Annotated in this window: 19 protein-coding genes; 8 read left to right on the top strand and 11 right to left on the bottom strand. The window is 71.3% G+C overall.

Annotation, left to right across the window (positions count from 1 at the left end):
* The first annotated feature begins 5 nt into the window (after nt 1-5).
* The 5 genes from ACFVYL_RS30760 to ACFVYL_RS30740 all read left to right on the top strand — a co-directional run bounded on the left by ACFVYL_RS30760 (nt 6) and on the right by ACFVYL_RS30740 (nt 4,932).
* Nucleotides 6-650 (top strand): TetR family transcriptional regulator, encoded by a 645-nt coding sequence (locus ACFVYL_RS30760; protein WP_389721719.1) that lies wholly within the window; start codon nt 6-8, stop codon nt 648-650.
* Between the two features lie 92 nt (nt 651-742).
* Nucleotides 743-1,639, top strand: a complete 897-nt coding sequence (locus ACFVYL_RS30755) for a LysR family transcriptional regulator (protein ID WP_389721717.1) — start codon at nt 743-745, stop codon at nt 1,637-1,639.
* A 119-nt stretch (nt 1,640-1,758) separates the two neighbouring features.
* Nucleotides 1,759-2,814, top strand: coding sequence for a tartrate dehydrogenase (locus tag ACFVYL_RS30750; RefSeq protein ID WP_389721715.1), 1,056 nt, complete (start codon nt 1,759-1,761; stop codon nt 2,812-2,814).
* 120 nt (nt 2,815-2,934) lie between these two features.
* On the top strand, nt 2,935-4,368 hold the full coding sequence (gene dctA, locus ACFVYL_RS30745) for a C4-dicarboxylate transporter DctA (protein WP_389721713.1): 1,434 nt from the start codon (nt 2,935-2,937) through the stop codon (nt 4,366-4,368).
* A gap of 15 nt (nt 4,369-4,383) precedes the next feature.
* Nucleotides 4,384-4,932, top strand: a complete 549-nt coding sequence (locus ACFVYL_RS30740) for a tellurite resistance TerB family protein (RefSeq protein ID WP_389721711.1) — start codon at nt 4,384-4,386, stop codon at nt 4,930-4,932.
* Between the two features lie 245 nt (nt 4,933-5,177).
* Here the strand turns inward: ACFVYL_RS30740 and secD are convergent, their stop codons facing one another.
* The 11 genes from secD to ACFVYL_RS30685 all read right to left on the bottom strand — a co-directional run bounded on the left by secD (nt 5,178) and on the right by ACFVYL_RS30685 (nt 19,761).
* Complete coding sequence (gene secD, locus ACFVYL_RS30735; RefSeq protein ID WP_389721709.1) at nt 5,178-7,523, bottom strand: protein translocase subunit SecD; 2,346 nt, start codon at nt 7,521-7,523, stop codon at nt 5,178-5,180.
* A gap of 115 nt (nt 7,524-7,638) precedes the next feature.
* Complete coding sequence (locus tag ACFVYL_RS30730) at nt 7,639-8,010, bottom strand: hypothetical protein (protein WP_389721707.1); 372 nt, start codon at nt 8,008-8,010, stop codon at nt 7,639-7,641.
* A 171-nt stretch (nt 8,011-8,181) separates the two neighbouring features.
* Nucleotides 8,182-9,237: a LacI family DNA-binding transcriptional regulator gene (locus ACFVYL_RS30725; RefSeq protein ID WP_389721705.1), complete on the bottom strand. Its 1,056-nt coding sequence runs from the start codon at nt 9,235-9,237 to the stop codon at nt 8,182-8,184.
* Between the two features lie 100 nt (nt 9,238-9,337).
* Nucleotides 9,338-10,219, bottom strand: coding sequence for an ROK family protein (locus ACFVYL_RS30720; protein ID WP_389721703.1), 882 nt, complete (start codon nt 10,217-10,219; stop codon nt 9,338-9,340).
* Nucleotides 10,216-11,985 carry a class I mannose-6-phosphate isomerase gene (locus tag ACFVYL_RS30715; RefSeq protein WP_389721701.1) on the bottom strand — a complete coding sequence of 590 codons (1,770 nt, stop codon included), beginning with the start codon at nt 11,983-11,985 and terminating at the stop codon, nt 10,216-10,218. Before ACFVYL_RS30715 ends, ACFVYL_RS30720 begins: the two co-directional genes overlap by 4 nt.
* 73 nt (nt 11,986-12,058) lie before the next feature.
* A complete protein-coding gene (locus ACFVYL_RS30710) occupies nt 12,059-15,280 on the bottom strand; it encodes an alpha-mannosidase (RefSeq protein ID WP_389721699.1) in 3,222 nt (1,073 codons plus the stop codon).
* Nucleotides 15,281-15,318: 38 nt separating this feature from the next.
* A complete protein-coding gene (locus tag ACFVYL_RS30705) occupies nt 15,319-16,131 on the bottom strand; it encodes a carbohydrate ABC transporter permease (protein ID WP_389721697.1) in 813 nt (270 codons plus the stop codon).
* 12 nt (nt 16,132-16,143) lie between these two features.
* A complete protein-coding gene (locus tag ACFVYL_RS30700) occupies nt 16,144-17,118 on the bottom strand; it encodes a carbohydrate ABC transporter permease (RefSeq protein WP_389721695.1) in 975 nt (324 codons plus the stop codon).
* Nucleotides 17,115-18,386 (bottom strand): ABC transporter substrate-binding protein, encoded by a 1,272-nt coding sequence (locus ACFVYL_RS30695; protein ID WP_389721693.1) that lies wholly within the window; start codon nt 18,384-18,386, stop codon nt 17,115-17,117. Before ACFVYL_RS30695 ends, ACFVYL_RS30700 begins: the two co-directional genes overlap by 4 nt.
* A gap of 250 nt (nt 18,387-18,636) precedes the next feature.
* Entirely contained in the window at nt 18,637-19,107 is a 471-nt protein-coding gene (cynS, locus tag ACFVYL_RS30690; RefSeq protein ID WP_389721691.1) for a cyanase, read from the bottom strand.
* 36 nt (nt 19,108-19,143) lie between these two features.
* Nucleotides 19,144-19,761 (bottom strand): carbonic anhydrase, encoded by a 618-nt coding sequence (locus ACFVYL_RS30685; RefSeq protein WP_389721690.1) that lies wholly within the window; start codon nt 19,759-19,761, stop codon nt 19,144-19,146.
* Nucleotides 19,762-19,949: 188 nt separating this feature from the next.
* Between ACFVYL_RS30685 and cynR the strand changes: the two genes are divergently transcribed.
* From cynR to ACFVYL_RS30670, 3 genes are all read left to right on the top strand, one after another.
* Nucleotides 19,950-20,870, top strand: coding sequence for a transcriptional regulator CynR (gene cynR / locus ACFVYL_RS30680; RefSeq protein WP_389721688.1), 921 nt, complete (start codon nt 19,950-19,952; stop codon nt 20,868-20,870).
* A gap of 279 nt (nt 20,871-21,149) precedes the next feature.
* Nucleotides 21,150-21,500 (top strand): PRC-barrel domain-containing protein, encoded by a 351-nt coding sequence (locus ACFVYL_RS30675; RefSeq protein WP_389721686.1) that lies wholly within the window; start codon nt 21,150-21,152, stop codon nt 21,498-21,500.
* A gap of 108 nt (nt 21,501-21,608) precedes the next feature.
* Nucleotides 21,609-21,764, top strand: coding sequence for a DUF6131 family protein (locus tag ACFVYL_RS30670; protein WP_389721684.1), 156 nt, complete (start codon nt 21,609-21,611; stop codon nt 21,762-21,764).
* Nucleotides 21,765-21,924 lie beyond the last annotated feature (160 nt).

Genomic DNA, 21,924 nt, shown 5'->3' with positions numbered 1-21,924 from the left:
AGGGCATGCGAACGCCCGATGTGTACGATGTCGTGGTGACTTCCCGCCCCAAACTGAGCATGGCCGAGCGCAAACGCCGACTCGTCTCGGACGAACTGACCGAGTCCGCACTGCAGTTGCTCGCCCTGAAGGGGTACGACGCGGTCACCATCGACGAGATCGTGGCCGCCGCCGGCGTCTCCCGGCGGACGTTCTTCCGGTACTTCGCGTCCAAGGAGGACGTGGTCGTCCAGTTTCTGGCCGACATGGGGACCGACATACGCGTCGAGCTGGCTGGCCGCCCCGCCGGGGAGCGCCCCTCCGTCGCGTTGCTGCACGCCGTCGGGGTTCCTCTCGCCGCCTGTTCCGCCGACTCCGCGCGTGCGCTGAACGTCGTACAGCTCATTCTGCGGACACCCGCCCTGCTGGCCCGTTTCCTGGAGCGCCAGGCACAGTGGCGCGGCGACCTGACCGAGGAGCTGGGGCGCCGCACGGGACTCGACCCCGAAGCCGAGCTGTACCCGAGGCTGGCCGCGGGGATGGCGCTGACCGCGTTCGATACGGTGCTGCAGCGGTGGAGCGGCAGCGACGGCGCCGAGGACCCGGCCGAGCTGCTCGACCGGGCTTTCGACGTGATCGCCCCGGCACTGGACACCGCCGCGCCCCGCTGACTCGCGTCCGCCGTACCCCGTTCGCCGTCCGCAGGTTCCGGCGCCCGTTGGTGGGTTCCGACGCCCGTTCGTGAGTCTCCGAGGATGTGCGCATGGATGTTCGTCAGCTGGAGTACTTCCTCGCGATCGTGGACCACGGGGGTTTCAACCGCGCCGCTTCGGCCCTCTACCTCTCGCAACCGTCGCTCTCCCAGGCCGTCCGGACGCTGGAGCGTGACCTGGGCAGCAGCCTGTTCCACCGGATCGGCCGCCGGGTCGTGCTCACCGAGGCGGGCACGGCGCTGATCGAGCCCGCGCGGGCCGCCGTGCGCAGTCTGGAGACGGCCCGGGCCAGCGTCGCCGCGGTGCACGAACTGCGCGAAGGGCGCCTCGACATCGCCGCCATGCCCTCCCAGGCGGTGGAGCCGCTGACCACGATGATCCGTAGCTTCAGCGGCCGCTACCCCGGCGTCTCGGTGAACATCCGGGCCGCCTTCACGCCGCGCGGCGTCATCGACATGGTGCGCACCGGGGCCGCCGAACTGGGTCTCCTCGCGGCGCCCGGCCCCATCTCCCCCGTCTCCGACAAAGAGGTGATCTCCCACGCCGCGGGGGAACAGCGCTTCGTGCTGCTCACCCCGCCCGACGGGCCCTTCGCACAGGACCGGGCGGTGGCCTGCGAGGAGCTGGCCGGGCAGCGGTTGATCGTCGGGCAGCGGGGCACGGGGATGCGCGCGTACGTCGACGGGCTCCGCGAGAGCGGGATCGGCTTCACGATCGCGGCGGAGACCGAGCACCGGGTGGCGATCCTGCCGCTGGTGCTCGCGGGCGTCGGGCTCGCCGTGGTCACCGAGTCCTGGCGCACCACGGCCGAGCGGGCCGGGGCGCACGTACTGGACATCGAGCCGAGGACGACGCTGCAGATCGCTCTGGTGAGCCGCAGAGCCGAGCAGTCGCCTGCCGCTCGGACGTTTCTGGCCTGTGGTCTTGCCGCCATCGACTGCTCATAGCCCTGCACTTCGCCTGCGCCCACCCTTCCTATAGGGCTATAGGGCTATAGGGCCGCCCTATAAGGCAGATCGGCAGAGTGTCTTGGACGGTCGGGCGTCCCGATTGCTGCAATCAGGACATGACCCACCACCACATCGCACTCATCCCCGGGGACGGCATCGGGGCCGAGGTGCTGCCGCCCGCCCAGCGGGTCCTGGACGCCGTCGGCGCCCGCCACGGATTCCGTCTCTCGTACACCTCCTACGACTGGTCGTGCGAGCGCTACGTCCGTGAGGGCGCGATGATGCCCGAGGACGGCCTCGACCGGCTGCGGGAGAAGGACGCCATTCTGCTCGGCGCGGTCGGCTGTCCGGGTGTCCCCGACCACGTCTCGCTGTGGGGCCTGCTGATCCCGATCCGACGGGGCTTTCGCCAGTACGTCAATCTGCGCCCGATCCGCGTCTTCGAAGGGGTCGACAGCCCGTTGCGCGCCGCCGCCCCCGGAGAGGTCGACTTCGTCGTCGTCCGCGAAAACGTCGAGGGCGAGTACAGCGAGATCGGCGGGCGGCTCAACCGGGGCTTTCCGGAGGAAATGGCCGTACAGGAGGCGGTGTTCACCCGCGCCGGCGTGACCCGCGTCCTCGACTACGCCTTCGCCCTGGCCGGGCGGCGCGGCTCCACCCTCACCTCGGCCACCAAGTCGAACGGCATCGTGCACACCCTGCCGTTCTGGGACGAGCTGGTCGCCGAGCGGGGCGCCGCCCATCCGGGGGTGACCTGGGACCAGGAGCACATCGACGCGCTGGCCGCCAAGTTCGTCCTCGATCCCGGCCGCTTCGACGTGGTGGTCGCCTCCAACCTCTTCGGTGACATCCTCAGCGATCTGGCCGCCGCCGTGGCCGGTTCCATAGGGATCGCCCCGGCCGCCAACCTCAACCCGGAGCGGGAGTACCCCTCCATGTTCGAGCCGGTGCACGGCTCCGCCCCCGACATCGCGGGGCGCGGCATCGCCAACCCGCTCGGTGCGATCTGGTCGGCCGCGCTGATGCTCGATCACCTCGGCCACCGGGCGGCCGCCGACGACATCACCGGCGCCATCGCCGCGGTGCTCGCCAAGACCGACCTGCGCACCCCCGACCTCGGCGGCGACGCCACCACCGCCGAGTTCACCGAGAAGCTCCTCGAACTGCTCTGACCCACGCAAGGCCAGGACCCACTACGGACGGCACCGCCCGCTGCCGCCACTGTCGACAGGCTGCACCGCGTCCCGGCTGCGTCCACGTCGCATCCACGTTGTCCGACGAGGAGAAACGCCATGGCAGCGACCGAGTCCACCGCCCCTGCCGCGCGCCCCGCTTCACCACCGTCAAAGCCCTGGTACAAACAGCTGTACTTCTGGGTCCTGACCGCGATCGTCGCCGGGATCCTGACCGGCTGGCTCACCCCCTCCGTGGGCGTCGCCCTGGAACCGGTCGGCACCACCTTCGTCTCCGCCATCAAGATGCTGATCACCCCGATCGTCTTCCTGACGATCGTGGCGGGCATCGGCGGTGTCGACAGCCTGCGCCGGGTCGGCAGGGTCGGCCTCAAATCCCTGCTCTACTTCCAGGCGGGCACCCTGGCCGCGCTCGCCGTCGGGCTGATCGCGGTCAACGTCTTCGAGCCCGGCGCCGGGGCCCACGCCCGCCCCGGCGACCTCCAGCTCTCCGGCGACGCCGCGCAATACGTGAAGGACGGCGAGAACCAGAGCTGGTGGCACTTCCTCACCGACATCGTGCCCTCCAGCGCGGTCGGCGCGTTCGCCGAGGGCAACATTCTCCAAGTCATCTTCTTCGCTGTCCTGTTCGGCATCGCGCTGAAGGCCGTGGGGCCCGTCGGCGCGCCCCTCGTCGACGGCGTCAACCGGGTGAGCACGGTCGTCTTCAAGATCCTCCATTACGTCATGCTCGCCGCCCCCGTCGGCGCGTTCGCCGCCATGGCGTACACCATCGGCAAGTACGGGGTCTCGACGCTCACCAGCCTCGGCCGCCTGATCGGCCTGTTCTACGGCACGTCGCTGTTCTTCGTCGTGGTCGTCCTCGGCGGCGTCCTCGCCCTGCTGCGGATCAACATCTTCCGGCTGCTGGGCTACCTGCGCGAGGAGTTCCTCATCGTCCTGGGCACCTCCTCCTCCGAGAGCGTGCTGCCCCGGGTCATGTCCAAGCTGGAGGGTCTCGGCGTGCGCCGGGACATCGTCGGCCTGACCGTGCCGACCGGCTACTCCTTCAACCTCGACGGCAGCTCCATCTATCTCTCCCTGGCCGCCGTCTACATCGCCCAGGCCACCGACACGCCGCTCTCCGTCGGCGAGCAACTCGGTCTGCTCGCCGTCATGCTCCTCACCTCCAAGGGGTCCGGCGGCATCACGGGCGCCGGTTTCATCGCCCTGGCCGCCACCCTCTCCACGGTCGGCACCCTGCCCGCCGCCGGCATCATGCTCGTCTTCGGGATCGACAAGTTCATGTCCGAGTGCCGCGCCCTCACCAACCTCGCGGGCAACAGCGTGGCCACCCTCGTCGTCGCCCGCTGGGAACGCGTCCTCGACACGGCACGCGTCAACAGGGTCCTGCACACCAAGGTCCCCGAGCCCGACCTGGAGCGGGCCGGGCGGGAACCGGATCCAACGGGTCCGCCGGACGTGGAACTCCCGGACCCGGGAAGGCGTTGGCAGAACGACGCGCAGAACGCGCGGGTGGAAGCGAACAGGTAGACCGAGGTGGCACGGATGGCGATGTGGGACCGGATCAAGGACCAGGCGAAGGGTCTGCAGCAGTCGCAGGGGGCGCGGGGCGCCGGCGGACACGGTAGGTCGGGTTCCGGGTCCGGCGGGGGTTCGAAGGCGCAGCTCGTGGGCGTCCTCAAGAATCAGCTCTCCTCCCTCAAGACCGAGCTCAAGAGCGGTGCCTACCGGGACGCCAGCATGGCCATGTGCGCCCTGGTCGCGGCCGCCGACGGCTCGGTCGACCCGGCCGAACGCCAGCACGTGGAGTCGCTGATCCTGCAGAACGACGTCCTGCAGAACTTCCCGCCCGAGCAGCTCCGGCAGCGGTTCAACAAGCACGTCGACCGGTTGACGGCCAACTTCCAGCACGGCAAGACCGAGGCCATGCAGGAGATCGCCAAGGCGGCGAAGAAGCAGACGGAGGCCAAGGCCGTCGTCCAGACCGGCTTCGTCGTCGCGGGCGCGGACGGGTACATCGCTCCGGCGGAGGAGCAGATCCTGCGGGAGGCGTGCGCCGCGCTCGGCGTCTCCCCTCAGGAGTTCGGCCTCTGATCGAGTCAGGAGTTCGGCCTCTGATCGAGCCGCACTCCGCCGCTCGGCCCCGGTCCGGTCGCGGTCCGGGGCCGAGCGTTTCAGAGCCTGTCTTTGAACCCCCGCTTGCGCAGCGGCTATCGGCGTACCGGCCCGCGGTCAGAACGGTTCGTGCCGTGTACGGGCCCGGCGCGCCGAGCAGCGCCGCCGTACTCCATGGCCACAGAGCTTGGCCGAAGCACGACGGCATCACAACGGTATGAGGCTCACACGACCGCTCCCGTGCCCCGCTCCCTCCTGCGCCGGGCCTCCAACGGGCTGTAACCGTCCGGCACTTCGGCCGGGGCCGAGTCCGAGGAGCCGGGCCGCCCGGACGGCGGTGTCGGAGGATTGCGGTGCTCGAGCGCGACGGCGATCGGCACGGCCGTGAAGACGGTGGAGGCCATACCGACCAGCACCCCGGCGATCAGAGCCAGCGAGAAGTCGGCGAGCGCGTCCCCGCCGAGCACCGCGAGGGCGCTGAGGATGAACAGGGCGCCCATGCCCGTGTTCACCGTGCGCGGCAGCGTCTGCACCACCGCCCGGTTGGCCGTGGTCCCCAGATCGCCGCGCGGGTGGCGGCGGCGCGCCTCGCGCACGCGGTCGAAGACGACCACCGTGTCGTTGACCGAGTAGCCGATCACGGTGAGCAGGGCGGCGAGGAAGACGCTGTCGACGGGTTTGCCGAGCCACGCGAAGAGGCCCACCACGAGCAGGACGTCATGGACCATCGCCGAGACGGCCGCCGCCGCGAGGGTCCAGCGGAATCGCACGCTCAGGTAGATCAGCTGGGCGGCCACGGCGATCCCGAGGGCGATGAGCGCCTTCTGGCGCAGCTCGCTGCCGAGGCTCGGGCCGATCAGTTCGTCGCGTTCGACGGTCACGGTGCCGCCGGGCCGCTCCAACGCCGTCCTGACGCGCTGCTGTTCGGTGTCGGTCAGCCGTTCCGTGCGTACGGTGATGTCGCCGTCCCCGGACTCCTGCACCACCGCTCGCGGGAATCCCGCGTCGGACACGGCCGCGCGGGCCGTGTCGGCGTCGACGGACCTGCTGGTGCTGTACTCGACGAGACGGCCGCCGGTGAACTCGACGCCGAACTCCAGGCCGCGCAGGGCGATGCCCGCGACGGCCACGGCGACCAGCAGGCCGCTGACGCCGAGCCAGCGGCGGCGGTGGCGCACCAGGTTCGGGTCCCGCCGGGCCAGCCAGGTGCGGACGCGGCCCGTCGAGGCGATGCCCGTCAGCGCCGGGCGCCTGCGTACGGCGTCCCGGCCGACGGCGAAGTCCGCGAGGACGCGGGTGATGACCAGCGCGGTGAGCATCGACGCGAGGACGCCGACGCACAGGGTGATGCCGAAGCCCTTGACGGGTCCGGTGGCGAAGAAGAACAGCAGTCCGGCGGCGAGCAGCGTCGTGACGTTCGAGTCGACGACCGCGCTCCACGCCTTCGAGAATCCCGTGCGGACCGGCTTGGCCAGGTCCTTCGACCGAACGGCGAGGTACTCCTCCCTGGCCCGTTCGAAGACGAGGACGTTGGCGTCCACGGCCATGCCGATGGCAAGGACGAACCCGGCGAGTCCGGGCAGGGTGAGCGTCGCGCCGAGCGCCACGAGGGCGGCGTACGAGATGAGGCCGTAGAGCGCGAGGGCGAGCCCGGCGAGGAAGCCGAGGAGCCGGTAGACCGCGGTGATGAAGAGGGCGGTCAGGGCGATGCCGATGAGGGCCGCCCGGGTGCTCGCCTCGATGGCTTCGGCGCCGAGCGTCGGGCCGACCGTGCGCTGCTCCACGACGTCGACGGGCACCGGCAGCGCCCCGCCCTTGACGAGGGCGGCGAGGTCGCGGGCCTCCGACTGGCTGAAGTTGCCGGTGATCTGGGTGGTCCCGCCGGTGATGCCGGTCCCGCACGCGACACCCTCATTGACACCGGGAGCCGAGATGATCTTGTTGTCGAGCGTGATGGCGACGCGCCGTTCGGGTGCGCCCTGCGGCGCGCAGGCCGCCTCGCCGGTGACTTTCGCCCAGGTGTCCCCCGCCCCCTTCCGGAAGTCGAGGGAGACGGTCCAGCCGGCGAGAGACTGCTGATCGAGCCTCGCTTCGGCGTCCTTTACCCCCTCGCCGGTCAGTGCGGTGGGGCCGAGCCTGAGGTGTTTGCCCGGCCTGTCGGGGTCGGGCAGGGTGCGCGAACCGTCGGCGGCGGGCTTCGCGGTGCCCTTGGCCTGCGACTCCCCCGTCACCGGGTGGACGGTCAGCTGCGCGGTGCGGCCGATGACTTCGGCCGCCTTGCGCGGGTCCTGCACGCCGGGGAGTTCGACGATGATGCGCTTCTCGCCGGAGCGTGCGATGCCCGGTTCGGAGACGCCGAGGGCGTCGACGCGCTGCCTGAGGACCTCCAGGGCACGGTCGGTGGACGCGGCGTCCGCTGTGACGGTGGGTGAGTTCCTGGTCTCCAGGACGATCTGGGTGCCGCCTCGCAGATCGAGGCCGAGGCGGGCGGATTGGGTGAGGGCGATGTAGAGGGACAGGGCGACGACCGCGAGGGCGACCACCGCCCGCCACAGGGGCGCGCGTGACATGGGTTCTCCACGGATGAGGGCAGGAAGGAAGAACGCGTGACCGGGCATCGCGCAAGCGGTACGGCGTACGGCATGCGGTGTGCGACGGGTCAGGCGTCGGGAAGGGTCTGCGTGCTCATCGGCGGGGCGGCCCGCGCGGGGCGGCCGCCGCGTGGATCCGCTGGGGCGGTGCGAACGCGGTGGCGGGCCGGGCGTCGGGACCGCTGAGGGCGCGGTGCGGCGCCGTGTCGAAGGGTACGGGCGCCGGGCCGGCCGGCTGTGGCTCCGGAATGTGGGCGTCCGGCCGGTGGGTGACGGCGACGTGGAGGGCCGGGATGTCATGGGGTCCGGTGGCCTTCCCGGCGCGCGCGCCCACGGCGTGCCGGGTGGGCGGGGCGTCGGCCGATGCCCCGCTCGCCGCGGCGGACGGGACGAAGAGGACGAGCACCGTGACGAGGAAGGACAGCGCGGACGCGGCCAGGCGCGCGGAACGGCTCTGCTGCGACACGCGTCTCCCCCCGTCCCTCCGGCACTCATGCGGGTGCACACGGCACGGCCGAGTCCCGCCCCCGACCTGCCCAACGTACGGGACACCCCGGTACGTTCCGCACGACCGCTCCGACCGCTCCGACCGACCGTTCCGACCGACCGCTCCGACCCACGACGTACGGGCGGAGCCTCAAGCTCCGTATTCCACCAGGCTGGTGGGCACCACGATCTGCCGGGGCTCGCCGGGCGCACCCACACCCCCTCCGGCGTGCAGCCGGTCGGCGAGGAGGCGGCCCGCCGCGCGGCCGACTTCGTCGCTGTCGTAGGCGACGAGCGTGAGCGCCAGGCCGAGCGCGTCGGCCAGCTCGAAGTCGTCGAAGCCCGCGAGGGCGACGGCCGCGCCGCCCTCGGCGGCCCGCAGGGCACGGAACGCCCCTATCGTGTTCCGGTTGTTGGAGCAGAACAGCGCGGTCGGCGGGTCGGGCAGCGCGAGGAGTCCGGCCGCGGCGCGCGTGGCCTCTTCCGGTTCCGTCTGGCCCTGGCGTACGAGGCCCGGGTCGGCGGCGAGCCCCGCCGAGGCGAGGGCGGCCGCGTATCCGCGCAGCCGTTCCGTGCCGGTGTAGACGGCGGGCGGTGAGCCGAGGAAGCCGATGCGGCGGTGGCCGCGTGCCAGGAGGCGGGCCGTGGCGGCGTGCGCGCCGCCGAAGTCGTCGACCAGGACGCAGTCCGCCGCGAACCCCTCGGGCGGACGGCTGGCAAGGACCACCGGCACACCGTCGGCCGCCGCCGCCGCGAGGTGGCGCTGGTCGGCGCCCGCCGGGACAGCGATGATGCCGTCGACACGGCGGGCCAGGAGATCGGCGACCAGCTCCCGTTCGGCGCCGGGGTCCTGGCCGGTATTGCCGATCACCGTCTTCAGTCCGTGCCGGGCGACCACGGAGTCGACGCCGAGGGCCAGACGTGAGTAGAAGGGGTTGGCGAGGTTGGTGACGACGAGCCCGACGAGTCCGGTGCCGCGGCCCAGCCTGAGGCTGCGGGCGACCTCGTTGGGGCGGTAGCCGAGGGCGGCGGCCGCGGCCCGGACCCGCTCGCGGGTGGCGGGCAGCACCTGTGGGTCGTCGCGCAGCACCCGCGACGCCGTCATGGCACTGACCCCGGCGCGTTCGGCGACGTCCCGCAGGGTGGGCTGACCGCTTCTGGGATCGCGCCGCGGCCTGCCGCCGCCGTGGTCGTGCGGTCCGGGCATGGTGCGGATGTCCTTCCGTTCCGTTCGGCGCCCGGTCCGTTCGGCGCCCGTTCCGTTCGGCGCCCGTTCCGTTCGGCGCCCGGTCCGGGCGCGCGTCGGCTCAGAGCACGGCGGCCGCGTGCGCCGCCGCGCCGACGAGCGCCGCGTTCCCGCCGAGCCCCGCGGGGCGCAGCGTGACGGGAGTATCCCCCAGACCGGCGCGCAGCGCGGGCCGGAGCAGGTCCCAGGAGTCGGCCATGGCGCCGCCGACGACGAGGACGGTCGCGTCGAAGGCGCGCAGGTGCGGGGCGAGCACGGCGCCGAGGGTCGTGAAGGCCTCGTCGAGGACGTGCCGCGCGTACCGCTCCCCCGCCCGTGCCCGGTCCGCGACCTCGCTGACGTCGAGGCCCCGGGCCGCGTGCTCGCCGCCGTAGCGGGCCAGGATCGCCCGCCGCGACACTGTGTCCTCCAGGGGCCTGCCGTTCGCCTGCACGAGGTCGATGCGGCCCTGGGACGGTACGCCGGGCCCCCGGTGCTGTGCGTCGCCGTCGATGAGGAAGGCCGAACCCACGCCCGTCCCGAGGGTGATGCCCACACTGCGGTGGTGCCCGCGAGCGGCGCCGGCCCGCCACTCGCCGAGCAGGAAGGCGTGTGCGTCGTTGAGGAACACGGTGTCCGCCGGGCGCGGCCACACCCCGTCGAGGAGCACCGCGCGCACGTCGATGCCGTACAGGTCGTCGAACTTGCCGACGCCCTCGAAGCGGGCGATGCCCTTGTCGTAGTCGAAGGGGCCGGGGACCGCGACGCCCCACACCTGTCCGGCCGGGGCGTCCAGCTCTCCGGCGCAGCGTACGAGTGCGCCCAGGACGTGTTCGGCGCTGGAGCGGGCGTGGACCCGACGCCGCACGCGCCGGGTCACGGTGGCGGTGGCGGGGTTGGCGAGGGCCGCGGTCACATGGGTGCCGCCGAGTTCGAGGACGGGTCTCGGGCGGGCGCCTCTCATGTGCCGCCCCGGAGGTGATCGGGGTCCGCCGAAGGATCCGGCGTGCCGGTGCCGGTGCCGGTCGACGGGTCCGGGCGGACCAGCGCCTTGACGACCGCGACCGGGCTCTCGCCGACGGCCGCAAGGCGGTAGGGGCCGACCGCCGCGGGCACCGTCAGGGTCTCCGCCCGGGAGAGCAGGTGCCGCTCCCCCGCCGCCGTGTGCAGCATGACGGCCTCCCCCTCCACGACGTTCAGGACGTGGAAGCGGCCCGCCGTGTCGTCGTCGGCCACGGCGTTCCGGTCGAGGGCGTAGCGCCGCACTTCGTAGAACATCTCGTCCAGCGCGCCCAGGAGTTCCTCGCGCCAGCCCGCTCCGGCGCGCAGGGTGCGTGGTTCCTGGACGAGGTCCCGGGCGACGGCGTCGCCGCGGCGTTCGGTCTCCAGGTTGGCGAGGCCGTGTTCGTAGGGGAGTTGGCGGGGGCGTCCGTCGGCGTCGGGGCGCAGCCAGTCGTAGAAGCGGAGGGAGTAGAGGTAGGGGGTGGCGCTGATCTCCAGGACGACGTTCCCGGCGCCGGAGGCGTGCGGGGTGCCCGCGGGGATCATGAAGAGGCGGCCCTGTACGGCGGGGAAGGTCAGGACGTGGTCCTCCGGGGCCATGGGGGTCCCGTCGTGTGCGGCCTCCTCGACCTCCTTGCGGAAGAGAGCAGGGTCGGCGTCCTCGCGCAGGCCGAGGAAGACGCGGGCGCACGGGCCTGCGAGGGTCACGTAGTACGTCTCGTGCTGGGTGTAGGGCCAGCCGAACCGCTCCCTCATGTACCGCGCCCTGGGATGGCAGTGCACGGAGAGGTTGCCGCCGTCCACGGTGTCCAGGTAGTCGAAGCGGATCGGGAAGGAGGTGCCGAAGCGGGCGGTCACCTCGGGGCCGAGGAACTCCCCCGGGTGCAGGACGCACAGCAACGCGAAGGGGATTTCGGCCTGTTGGCCGGAGTGGGCGCCGATGAGGACACCGGACTCGGGGGCGATGAGTTCGTATCCGAGGGCGGTGTTGCGGGCGCCGGGGTCGAAGCCCAGGTGGCGCTGGGCCCAATGTCCGCCCCAGGGCGTGGAGTTGAAGTAGGGGCGGGTCCGGACGGGGCGCCGGGCGAGGCCCGCGAGGGTGGCACGCAGTCCGGCGCCGTCGATATACGTGGGCCGGTCGCGGTCCTGGACGTCGAGCCAACCGTCGAGCCTGGGTACGAGGGCGTCGCGGTGGCGGTCGAGGACGGGCCAGTCGATGTAGAAGAGTCGCCTCAACCGCGCCTCCTCGTACGGGAGTCCGAGGTTCCTGCCGGACCCTGCGGCGACGGCCGCCTCGGCGTGGCGCTTGGGCAGGTCGGCGTACCAGAGCACGTCGTGCGGGACGAACGAGGCACCGGGTCCGTGGACGAGCAGCAGCTCGTGGCCGTTCGGCCGCTCCGGCCGGGGGAGGCCGTCGAAGAAGTCGCGCAGTGGGGTCTCGGCGAGCTTGGCGTAGTACGGGTCGTCGGCCGTCACGGCGGATTCGGTGCGGCGCCGCACCGTGGCGGGCGGGGCGTGGTGGGCGCGCAGGTCGAGGGTCCGCACGGTGGTGCCGCACGCGGAGAGTTCCTCGGTCAGCCGGGCGGCGAGACCGTCCCAGTCCACCGTCGGGGGCCCTTCCACGGCGAGGGTGGCGGGTCCCGGGGGCAGCTGCGCGGCGACGTCCCGCCAGCCGGTGGCCAGGACGGCTCCCGGTTCGGGGGCGTAACGGGGGTCGAGCCGGTACACACGTTCTCCTTCGCGCGGACGTACGGGAACACGTACGGGAACAACGCTCAGTGCGGCTTTCAGGGATGTGCGGTCAGGGGCGTACGGAGGGAGGTGTGGGCGGTGCTTCAGGTCCCGCGGCGGCGTCGGCCGGGCGCGTGAAGAGCACCGCGGCCGTGCCGAGCACGGGCATGTCCAGGGCGACTTCGCCGTGTGGACAGGGGAGTGGGGCGCCCGGGGTGCCGAGGAAGTCCGCGTGGTGTGCGGCGGTCACCGGGAAGTGGGCGCGGACCCGGCAGGTCACGGGCTGCTCCGCGAACGACTGCAGGCGCAGCAGGGTGTGGCCGGGCCGTGGGGTGGTGGCGCCGACGAGCCGGACGCGGGGATCGTCCAGGTCGGCGAAACAATGCTGGTCCGGCGCGCCGCCCGAGCTCCCTCTGGCCCGGACGGCGCGCATCGGGCGGCTCCGGGCGGCGGCCGTTCGTGGCCCGAGGCCGCCCGCACCGGATCCGCTGGCCAGGCTGTAGCGGTAGGTGAATGCGAAGCCCTGCTCGCTGGGGAAGTTGGTGTCCCAGAGATTGTTGTGGATCCAGGAGAAGAGGGTGGCGGATTCGTCGTGGTCCAGTGTCTTCGGGAACGGGGCGTAGGGCAGGGCGATGTTGCCGAACTGCACGAGCGGCGCGTCCTGCGTGGACCAGGCCACCGTCAGGTCGTCGTCGGCCAGGGTCACCCAGCGCCGCACCGCCCGCATGTGCGGCGCGGAGCCCGGCACCACCGGCAGTCCGCTGCCCGTGACGCCGCCCGTGGCCTCCATCCGGACGACCGGCTCGTCGAAGGCGAAGGGAAAGGCGAAGTAGGCGCTCTCCTTGCCGAGACCGGCGTCCTTGTCGAGGTGGTTCTCGATGTCGAGCCGGGGCACGCCGTGCGGGAGGGTGAGCGTGGTGCGCAGCCGCCGGGCGCCGGCCGGGCGGGTCTCGTACGTGAGGGACTCGGCGACGGCCGTCGAGCGGCGGGCGATGAGCGCGGCGGGCGGGGCGAGCGCACGGACCCCGAGGTGTTCGAGGCGGTCCGACGCCGTGGTGCGGCTGGAGTTGTGGTTGAAGCCGCCCGCGGTGGTGTAGCTGTCGTGGAGGTAGCCGTTGAAGCCGACGACGGCGTCCGCGCGGACGAGCTCACGGCCGGTCCGCTTGTCGATGACCGAGGCGACGCAGGCGTGCGCGAGGTCGACGCGGACGGCGAAGTGGTCGTTCTCCAGATGGGTCGGGGCGGGGCGGGCCAGCGCCTCGGCCGCTGTCTCGCCGGGGTCCTCGCGTTCGGTGCCGCCGGTCGGGTTCCAGCCAGTGGCGGCCTTCGCCTTCGCGCCGTCCGGCTCTGGGGGCGGTGCGGCGGCCGCGGCGACGATGTCGAGGCGGACCGATCCGGTGGGGGGCACGTCGTCGACGCGGACGAGCAGGAACCGGCCCGCGTCCCGGTGGTCGTCGTTGGTCTGCGGCCGTTCCTCGCAGTGCAGTTGACGCCCGTCGCGGGCGTCGTGCACGGTCACCGGCTGCTCCAGCGGCACGGCGCTCTCGGGCAGGAAGACGTGGACGACGTCGGTGCGCGGCCATGAGCAGGTGTTGACGACGTGGTACGTGGCCGCCGCGTCGGGTGAGGCGGCGAGCCGCTGTCCGAGGCGGGCGCTCGCGCGGGCGAGGAGCGCGTTGCCGTCGTCGTGCGCGCGCATCGCCTGCCCGTACTTCCAGTGCCACTGGTGCTCACCACAGTGGCCGCCCTCGTCGCCGTGGGTCCACGGGTCGCCGGCGCCCCAGGTGTGCTCGTCGAAGAGCGACACCGCCTCGTAGACCCCGGCGGCGTCCCTGCTGTCGTCCTCGGCCCCCGTGGCGCCGAGGAGGGCGGCGAACGTGCCGATGGTCTGGGCGTCGGCGACCACGGACTGGGCGGTCCTGGCCAGGGACAGCGGGTGCGCCCCCGACCCGACCCCGTCGACCCACCAGTCGGTCCAGTCGCCCTCGAAGGTGCGGATCCCGGCCCCGAGCCTGGCCTCGGCGTCGGTGAAGAAGTCCTCGTTGCGGGAGAGCCGCAGGCGGGGGAAGGCCCAGGTGTCGTTCCAGCGGCGGACGGTGTCGGCGATGATGCGGCGCGGGGGCGCGTTGTCGCCGAACTTGCCCTGCACGCGCAGGTGGAGCACGTCCCAGGGGTAGGGCTCGCGCTTGACCTCCGTGTGGTCCATGGACCAGCCGAAGATGCCGCCCCGGTAGGGGTAGGGGTGTGTGGCGAGGGAGGTCAGGTAGGCGGGCAGCAGGTCGTCGACGTCCGCGTACCGGGTGTCGAATCCCAGGAGCGGGCCCTCCATGTAGGCGAGGCCGTGCGGGGTGTCGGTGACCCACACCAGGACGCTGTTGCCGCTGGGCGCGCGCCAGCGGAAGAGGCGGGGCAGTTTCTCGCCGCCGACGAGGTGGGGGACGGAGCGCCCGGCCCAGTTGTGGGCGACGGAGAGGTACTTGACGCCCGCGGCGGCGAGGGCGTCCACGAGTCCGACGACTGCGCCGGGTACGTCGGTCTGCATGGCGGAGGTGAAGTGGACGCCATGCTCGTCGCGCACGGCGCGGGCGGCCCGCAGGAGTTCGTGCAACTCGTCGGTGGAGCAGGTCTCGGTGTGCAGGTTGAACGGAAGCGCGGTCAGTTCGATGCGGCCCTCGTGGACCCTGCGGACGAACTCGGCGACCTGTTCCGCGGGGCGGGCCCGCGCCCACTGCTGGAACGACCACAGCGACTCCACGCACCACCTGAACCGGGACTCGGCGGGCCAGTCGTCGGTGGCGCGGGTCAGTTCGAGGCAGGAGTCGAGGAACGACAGGTGCTCGGCGAGGACCCGGCCCTGCGGGTCGGTGTAGCCGATGTCGAGGTGGGAGTGGTGGATGAGGTGCAGGGTCCAGCGGCGCTGCGGGGTGAGCCGTACGCCGATGCCGTCCCGTCCGTCCGGGAGGCCGACGGTGACGCGGGTCGCGGCGCCGACGGCGGGCAGCAGGAGCCGCGCGGAACGGCCGGGGCCGGCGATCCGCTCGCAGCGCAGGGCCGCGCCGGATTCCGTCCGCACGCTCAACTCCGCCGGCAGTGCGGTGCCGTTGACGGGTTCGACGCGCAGCGACTGCAGGAGTGCGCCGTCATCGGCGTGGCGCAGGAGGGGTTCCTCGGTGAGCCGCAGGACGGCTCCGTCCGCCAGGACCCCCTCGGCGCTGACCACGCCGGCGCGCAGGCTTTTCCGTATCCGGTCGTTGTCCCAGTCGGTGGTGCGGACCAGAGCCCGTGTCGTCATGCGGATCGCTCCCGGGGAAGGGGAAGGGGATGGTCGGGTCAGCGGGCGGACGCGGTGATGCCGCGCAGGAACAGGCCGCGGAACAGCAGGAAGAGGACGAGGGTCGGCACGGACACGATCAGCGCGCCGGCCAGGATGACGGGCGGGCCCGTCGAGGAGTAGGCGTTGTTGAGGGTGCTCAGGGCCGCCATGACCGGTTGTACGTCGGGGCTGCGGCTGAGGGTGATGCCGAGGAGCAGGTCGTTCCAGACGGCGGTGAACTGGAAGATGAAGGCCGCCGCGAGCCCTTCCTTCATCAGGGGGACGTGGATGCGCCAGAAGATCCGGCGGAAGGACGCCCCGTCGATCAGCGCGGCCTCGGTCAACTCCGGTGGCATGGCAGTCATCTGATTGCGGATCAGGAAGAACGCGAACGGCACCGCCCATGCCGCGTACACGAGCATCAGGCCGATCCTGGTGTCGTACAGGTCGGCGTCCGCGTACAGGCCGAAGAGCGGTGCGAGGAACATCTGCAGCGGGAAGAGCGTGCCGGAGTAGATCAGCCAGAACCAGAACGCCGGTTTCGGGATGGGCAGGACGACGACAGCGAACGCCGCCATGGCCGCCACCAGGACGGCGGTCACAGCGCATACGCAGGCGTAGAGGAGCGAGGCCTGGAAGCTGTCGCCGATGCCCGCCACGTCCCAGGCGGTCTCGACGTTGTCCACGAGGTCGAAGCCCTGAAGGAACCAGTCGGGTCTGCCCGCGTACTCGGTCACCGGGGTGAGGGCATTGACGACCAGCAGGTACAGCGGAATCAGCCAGAGCAGCACGCACCCGGTGACGAAGACGGTGCGCAGCGCGCGTCCCATGGGACTCCCCCCTCAGCTCTTCGCCGTGCCGGTGTCGGGCATCTGGTGGCGCAGGTACATCCAGGACGAGGCCACGACGATCACCGAGAGGACGAGCGCGATGGCCGAGCCGTACCCGACGTGGAACAGCCGGAACGTCTCGCGGTACATGCTCAGCGCGAGGGTCTCCGAGGAGCGGGACGGCCCGCCCTTGGTCAGGATCCAGATCATGTCGAACGCCTTGAGGCTGTTCACGACGGCCATGCCGACCACGACAACGGTCACGGCGCGCAGTTGGGGCAGGGTGATGTGCCGGAACATGCGCCAGCCGCTCGCGCCGTCCAGTTCGGCGGCCTCGACGGTCTCGCTCGGAATGGCGCGCAGCCCGATCGCGAAGAGGACGACGTTCAGGCCGGTCGCCTGCCAGGTGCTCGCGACGATCATCGCGAGGGTGTTCTGCGGCCACTCCAGGAGCCAGGTGTGTGCCCAGCCGTCCAGTCCGACGCCGCGCAGCACCTGGTTGACGGCGCCGTCGGACGTCAGCATGAAGTTCCACAGGACGGCGGTGGCGGCGCCCGAGATGGCGTACGGCAGGACGATGATCAGCTGGGCGATCCCGCCGAAGCGCATGCTGTGGGTGGCGACGGCGATGAGGAGTCCGGCGAGTACGGGCAGGAGCAGCGTGCCGGCCACCCACATCAGGGTGTTGAGCAGCGACCGGCCGAAGATCGGGTCGTCGGCGAGGCGCGTGTAGTTGTCGAACCCGGTGAAGCTGCTGGTGAAGCCGTTGTCCTCGAAGAAGCTGCCGTAGACGCTGCGGAAGAAGGGGTAGACGAGGAGGACGCCGACGAGGGTGAAGGCGGGCAGTGCCCAGGGCAGGGCGGCGAGGGGGCCGCCGAGTCTGCCGCCGCCCGCCTTCACGGCCTGGTGCGGGGTGCGCGTGGGCACCCGGCGGCGCACGCGCACCGCCTCGGCGCCGCCGTGCGCGGTCGACGTGGTCCCGGTCATGTCTTCTCCGCCTCCCGCCACACTCGCCAGGCGTCGTCGGCGCGGTCCTGCATGGTGCGCAGCGTCTTTCGGTACGAGGACGGGTTCAGCAGGAATCCGGCGAGGTCGTCGACGGTCGCCTCGACCAGTTCGGGCGGGCCCTGTTCCCAGAAGCGGTTGAGCAGCCACAGCTTGTCGCCGCGCACCTGCTCGGTGAGGCCCGCGATGACGGGGTTGGCGGCCTTGACCTTCGGGTTGGGGCAGCCGTCCTGGAGTGCGCCCGAGAAGGCCCGCATGACCGCGGGGTGGAGCCAGGAGCCGGTGGCTTCGACGGCCTCGTCGTGGTCGGCGCCCTTGACGGTGGCGACGAGGGCGCTGGACTCGAAGACGACGCTGGGGCGGGCCTTCGGGTCGGCCATGGGCAGCACGAAGGCGCCCACGTTCCCACCCGGTTTCCCGCCCGCTCCTGCCAGTGTCGAGCCGAGCCAGGTGCCGCAGGCGACCAGGCCGACCTCGCCGGCCACCAGGGCGGCGGCCGCGTCGGTGTGGCTCAGGTCCATGGGGGTGAACCAGTCCTTGTCGAAGAAGGAGGCGATGGTGCGCAGCGCGCGTTCGGCACGCGGGTCGGTGTACCGATCGCGGCCGTTCATCAAGTCCTGGTAGAAGCGGGGGTCCTGACGGCTGAGGACCTCCTGGAACCAGATGAAGGAGGGCCAGCGGTCGGCGGCGGTGCCGTGCAGCGGCGTGATGCCCGCCTTCTTCAGGCGCGCGCAGGCCGCGAGGAATCCGTCCCAGGTCCGCGGGGTCCTGATGTCGTACTCGCGGAACACCTCGGGGTTGTAGAACATCACCCAGTACGCGAGGTTCATCGGCAGTCCGTACACCCGCCGGCGGTGGGTGAACGCGTCCCGCAGCGAGGGTTCCACCCAGCCCTTGGCGACGGCGTCGTCCCACTGGGGCGTCAGGTCCACGATGCCGCCGGTACGGGCCAGGTCCCGCAGCCGGTAGCCCGACCAGTACTTGAGCATGTCCGGCGTCTTGTCGGTCCGCAGCGAGGACCGCACGATCTGCTCGAACGACTCCAGGGAGGGGTTGACCTCGGGCACGAGGCGCAGCGACGCCACGGACTTCATGGCCGCCCCCGCGGCCGTCATGGGCTTCTCCCAGGCGGTGCTGTCGCCGAGCACGGCGACCTCGCCCGCGGGGAGTCCACCGGCGGAGCCGCAGGCCGTGGCGAGTGCGCCGGCCGCGGTGGCCGCGGTGGCGAGGAGCAGGGTGCGGCGGTCCATCGAGGGAGGAAGACCACCCGGCCTCGGGAGGTGACGACTACCTGACATGGATGGCTCCCTCAGGTGTGCCTCAGCCCGTTGTTAGCGTTACCACGGGCGTCTTGGAGCTTCACCGCGGGCCCGCCCGATGTCAATGGGTCGCGAACCGGCCGTGTTCGGACTTCCTTGATCTGCCTCGTTTTGAGAGGCGGTTGGCCCCGACGCCGTGCGGCGACGGGGCCAACCGGACGGCGCGCGGCCGTCCGCCGGGTCAGAACGGCTTGGTGGGCAGGTACTTGCCATCCAGGGTGATCACCGCGCGCTCGCCGCCCTCGGGGTCGGCGACCTTCCGCACGTCGAGCCTGAAGTTGATCGCGCTGATGATGCCGTCGCCGAACTCCTCGTGGACCAGGGCCTTCAGCGTGGTGCCATAGACCTGGAGCATCTCGTAGAAGCGGTAGATCGTCGGGTCGGTCGGTATGCCACCGGGGATCGAGCCGCGGGTCGGGATCGTCTGCAGCAGTGTCGCGGCGTCCTCGTCCAGGCCGAGCAGTTCGGCGACGGCCCGCGCGGCGGGCGCGGGCAGCGCGTGCTGGCCGAGGACGGCCGCGGTGACGAAGGCGACGGAGAGGCCCGCCGCGTCGGCGATCTGCTGCCAGGACAGGTCCTCGCGGACCTTGGCCTCGACGGCGCGGACGGCGAGGTTCTGGCGTGCGGCGGGGTCGAACTGGGCGTGGATCATGGAGTGGTGTCCTTTCGGAGAGGGTTCCGGGAGGGTTCAGGCCGCCGGACGGGCGGCCGGGGTGAAGTTCTCGACGGCGCCGGTGAGGTTCTCGACGGCGCCGGTGGCGATGTCGTAGACCCAGCCGTGCAGCGTCAGCGCGCCGCGGGACAGGGCTCCGGCCACCGCGGGGTGGGTGGTCAGGCGGGTCAGCTGGGCGAGGACGTTCTCCCGCACCAGGGCGGCCACGCGTGCCGCGCCGGTCGCGGAGCCGGGCACGCCGGTCATAGCCGCGTCCGCGTGGCGCAACCAGCCGGCCACGGCGGGCGCGCCGCTCAGGTCGTGGCCCTCGGCGAGGGCCGTCATCGCGCCGCAGGACGAATGGCCGCACACCACGATGTCGGTGACGCCGAGGACGGCCACCGCGTACTCGATGCTCGCGGCCGTACCGTCGGCGTACGGCATGTGGGCCGGTACGAGATTGCCGGCGGTGCGGACGACGAACAGTTCACCCGGCTCGCGCTGGGTGATCAGTTCGGGTACGACCCGGGCGTCGGAACAGCTGATGAACAGCGTGTCCGGTGCGTGGCGGGCGGCCAGGCCCGCGAACAGTTCGGCCTTGGCCGGGAAGACTTCCTGCTGGAAGCTCCGTACTCCCGCCGCGAGGTCTCGCATGGTCACTCCCTTCGACAGAGGGTCAGCCGGCACGGGAGCGCCGGAGCCCGGAAGGGGCGGCGAACGCCGTGGGCCGGAGGAGGATCTCCGCCTCGTGCGGCTGACGAGTTCCACCGTGCAGGACGTGCGCCTATAGAGTCCAAGACTTGGTTTCCATGATTGCTATCGATGGCATCTATAGTTGTGTGATGGCCCCTGAATTGCGTCATCTGCGCTATCTGCTCGCCGTCGCCGAGCACGGCAACTTCACGCGGGCGGCCGAGGAGCTGCACATCTCCCAGCCGACACTGTCCCAGCAGATCCGCCAGCTCGAACGGGCGATCGGCGTCGCCCTCCTGGACCGAGGCGGGCGCGCGGTGCGGCTCACCGACGCCGGGGCCGCCTATCTGCCGTACGCGCGGCGCGCCCTGCAGGACCTGGCCGCCGCCGAGCGTGCCGTGCACGACGTGACCGATCTGTCGCGCGGCACGCTGCGGCTCGCCGTGACACCGACGTTCACCGCCTATCTGGTCGGGCCGCTCACCGCGCTGCTGCACTCCCGCCACCCCGGGATCACTCTGCGCCTGAAGGAACTTCCGCAGGAACGCATCGAGCCCGAGCTGCTTGCCGACGAGCTCGACCTCGGCATCGCCTTCCACGGTCCGCACCTGCCGGGACTGGCCGCCACGGATCTGTTCACCGAGACGCTCAGCCTCGTGGTGGGCGACCGTCATCCGCAGGCGGGGCGCACCACTCCCCTGCCGCTCGACGAGCTGGCGCGGCTCCGACTCGCCCTGCTCAGCAGCGACTTCGCCACCCGCGTGCACATCGACGCCCACCTGAGTCGGCACAGGGTGCGGCCGGACGTCACCGTGGAGGCCACCTCGATCAACGCCCTCACCGAGATCGTCCGGCACACCCCGCTGGCCACGGTCCTGCCCGACGCCCTCGCCCACGACCGCCCCGACCTGCACACCGTCCCGCTCACCCCCGCGCTGCCGGCCCGTACGGTCACCCTGCTGCACCGTGAAAGCGGTTACCGGAGCGCCGCCGCGCGGGCCTTCACCGAGCTGGCCCGCGAGTGGGCCCGGACGCAACTGCCGCCCCACGAACATCAATTGAAGGGTTGACAGTCCCGACAATCAGTACGACAGCAAGGGTTGGCAGGCCACCGATGTCGGCTCGCCCCAGGAGTTCAGCTGGAAGCTGACGGCGTACCGCCGGACCGATCATGGTCCGGCGGTACGGGCGTTTCCTGGCCTTCGCACCACCGCCCGCAAAGAATTTCGACTTCTCTTTGTTTGGCCTCGCTCCGACAGGACACCCGAACAGCGGGAGCGGACGATCAATACGTCGCCTCCCCTGGTATTCAAAGACTTGTGTTGCAGATGTCGATTGGGGAGTCCTGCGTGAGCAATGAAATGTGGAACTACGTTCCGACGGCCGGTCACGGTCCGGACGCCGATCTGACCGGCTACAAGGTGGAAGCCTCGGATGGTCACATCGGCAAGGTCGACAAGCACTCCGACGAAGTCGCCAACCAGTACCTCGTCGTCGACACCGGTGTCTGGATCTTCGGCAAGGAGGTTCTGCTGCCCGCCAGCACCGTCACGGTCATCGACCATGACGACCGGCGAATCCTGGTCTCGCTCACCAAGGAACAGATCAAGAACGCACCCGAGTTCGACAAGGAAAAGCATCTGGGCGACCCCGCCTACCGCGACCAGCTCGGCGGTTATTACGGCGGATCGGGCCACTGATCCCGCCACCCCGGCGGTTTCACCCCGGCAAGGCGGCAGCATTCACTCGCCGGTCGTTTTCACCCGACAGGCGTACACTGAAAAATAGTTCTGAGGGTCGGAGGATCCATGATCGCACTCGGCATCATCTTGCTCGTCATCGGCATGCTGGCAGGTATCTCTATCCTCTGGACCATTGGCATCGCACTCGTCATCATCGGTGCGGTCCTTTGGGTGCTCGGAGCAGTCGGACACTCCGTGGGCGGCCGCAAGCACTATTGGTAGACGTCGGCGTAGACGTCGGCGGAGCCTCGAAAACCGGTGACATCGATGGGCCCATCAGAGATCGGTGGGCCCATCTGCCGTGTGTGAGTCCGTACGTGTATGAGTCCGTAAGAGTCCATAAGGCCATAAGTCCATAAGGAGGGGGCCGGAGCATTTGCTC

The sequence above is a fragment of the Streptomyces sp. NPDC058308 genome (genome assembly GCF_042880275.1).
GTDB lineage: Bacteria > Actinomycetota > Actinomycetes > Streptomycetales > Streptomycetaceae > Streptomyces.
Note: the sequence above shows the minus strand (reverse complement) of the source record. Positions and strands in the feature narration are given on the sequence as shown.

Coding starts and splice junctions, on each gene's coding strand:
- ACFVYL_RS30760 (WP_389721719.1), top strand. CDS start 6: ATGCGAACGCCCGATGTGTACGATGTCGTGGTGACTTCCCGCCCCAAA.
- ACFVYL_RS30755 (WP_389721717.1), top strand. CDS start 743: ATGGATGTTCGTCAGCTGGAGTACTTCCTCGCGATCGTGGACCACGGG.
- ACFVYL_RS30750 (WP_389721715.1), top strand. CDS start 1,759: ATGACCCACCACCACATCGCACTCATCCCCGGGGACGGCATCGGGGCC.
- dctA (WP_389721713.1), top strand. CDS start 2,935: ATGGCAGCGACCGAGTCCACCGCCCCTGCCGCGCGCCCCGCTTCACCA.
- ACFVYL_RS30740 (WP_389721711.1), top strand. CDS start 4,384: ATGGCGATGTGGGACCGGATCAAGGACCAGGCGAAGGGTCTGCAGCAG.
- secD (WP_389721709.1), bottom strand. CDS start 7,523: ATGTCACGCGCGCCCCTGTGGCGGGCGGTGGTCGCCCTCGCGGTCGTC.
- ACFVYL_RS30725 (WP_389721705.1), bottom strand. CDS start 9,237: ATGCCCGGACCGCACGACCACGGCGGCGGCAGGCCGCGGCGCGATCCC.
- ACFVYL_RS30720 (WP_389721703.1), bottom strand. CDS start 10,219: ATGAGAGGCGCCCGCCCGAGACCCGTCCTCGAACTCGGCGGCACCCAT.
- ACFVYL_RS30710 (WP_389721699.1), bottom strand. CDS start 15,280: ATGACGACACGGGCTCTGGTCCGCACCACCGACTGGGACAACGACCGG.
- ACFVYL_RS30705 (WP_389721697.1), bottom strand. CDS start 16,131: ATGGGACGCGCGCTGCGCACCGTCTTCGTCACCGGGTGCGTGCTGCTC.
- ACFVYL_RS30700 (WP_389721695.1), bottom strand. CDS start 17,118: ATGACCGGGACCACGTCGACCGCGCACGGCGGCGCCGAGGCGGTGCGC.
- ACFVYL_RS30695 (WP_389721693.1), bottom strand. CDS start 18,386: ATGGACCGCCGCACCCTGCTCCTCGCCACCGCGGCCACCGCGGCCGGC.
- cynS (WP_389721691.1), bottom strand. CDS start 19,107: ATGATCCACGCCCAGTTCGACCCCGCCGCACGCCAGAACCTCGCCGTC.
- ACFVYL_RS30685 (WP_389721690.1), bottom strand. CDS start 19,761: ATGCGAGACCTCGCGGCGGGAGTACGGAGCTTCCAGCAGGAAGTCTTC.
- cynR (WP_389721688.1), top strand. CDS start 19,950: ATGGCCCCTGAATTGCGTCATCTGCGCTATCTGCTCGCCGTCGCCGAG.
- ACFVYL_RS30670 (WP_389721684.1), top strand. CDS start 21,609: ATGATCGCACTCGGCATCATCTTGCTCGTCATCGGCATGCTGGCAGGT.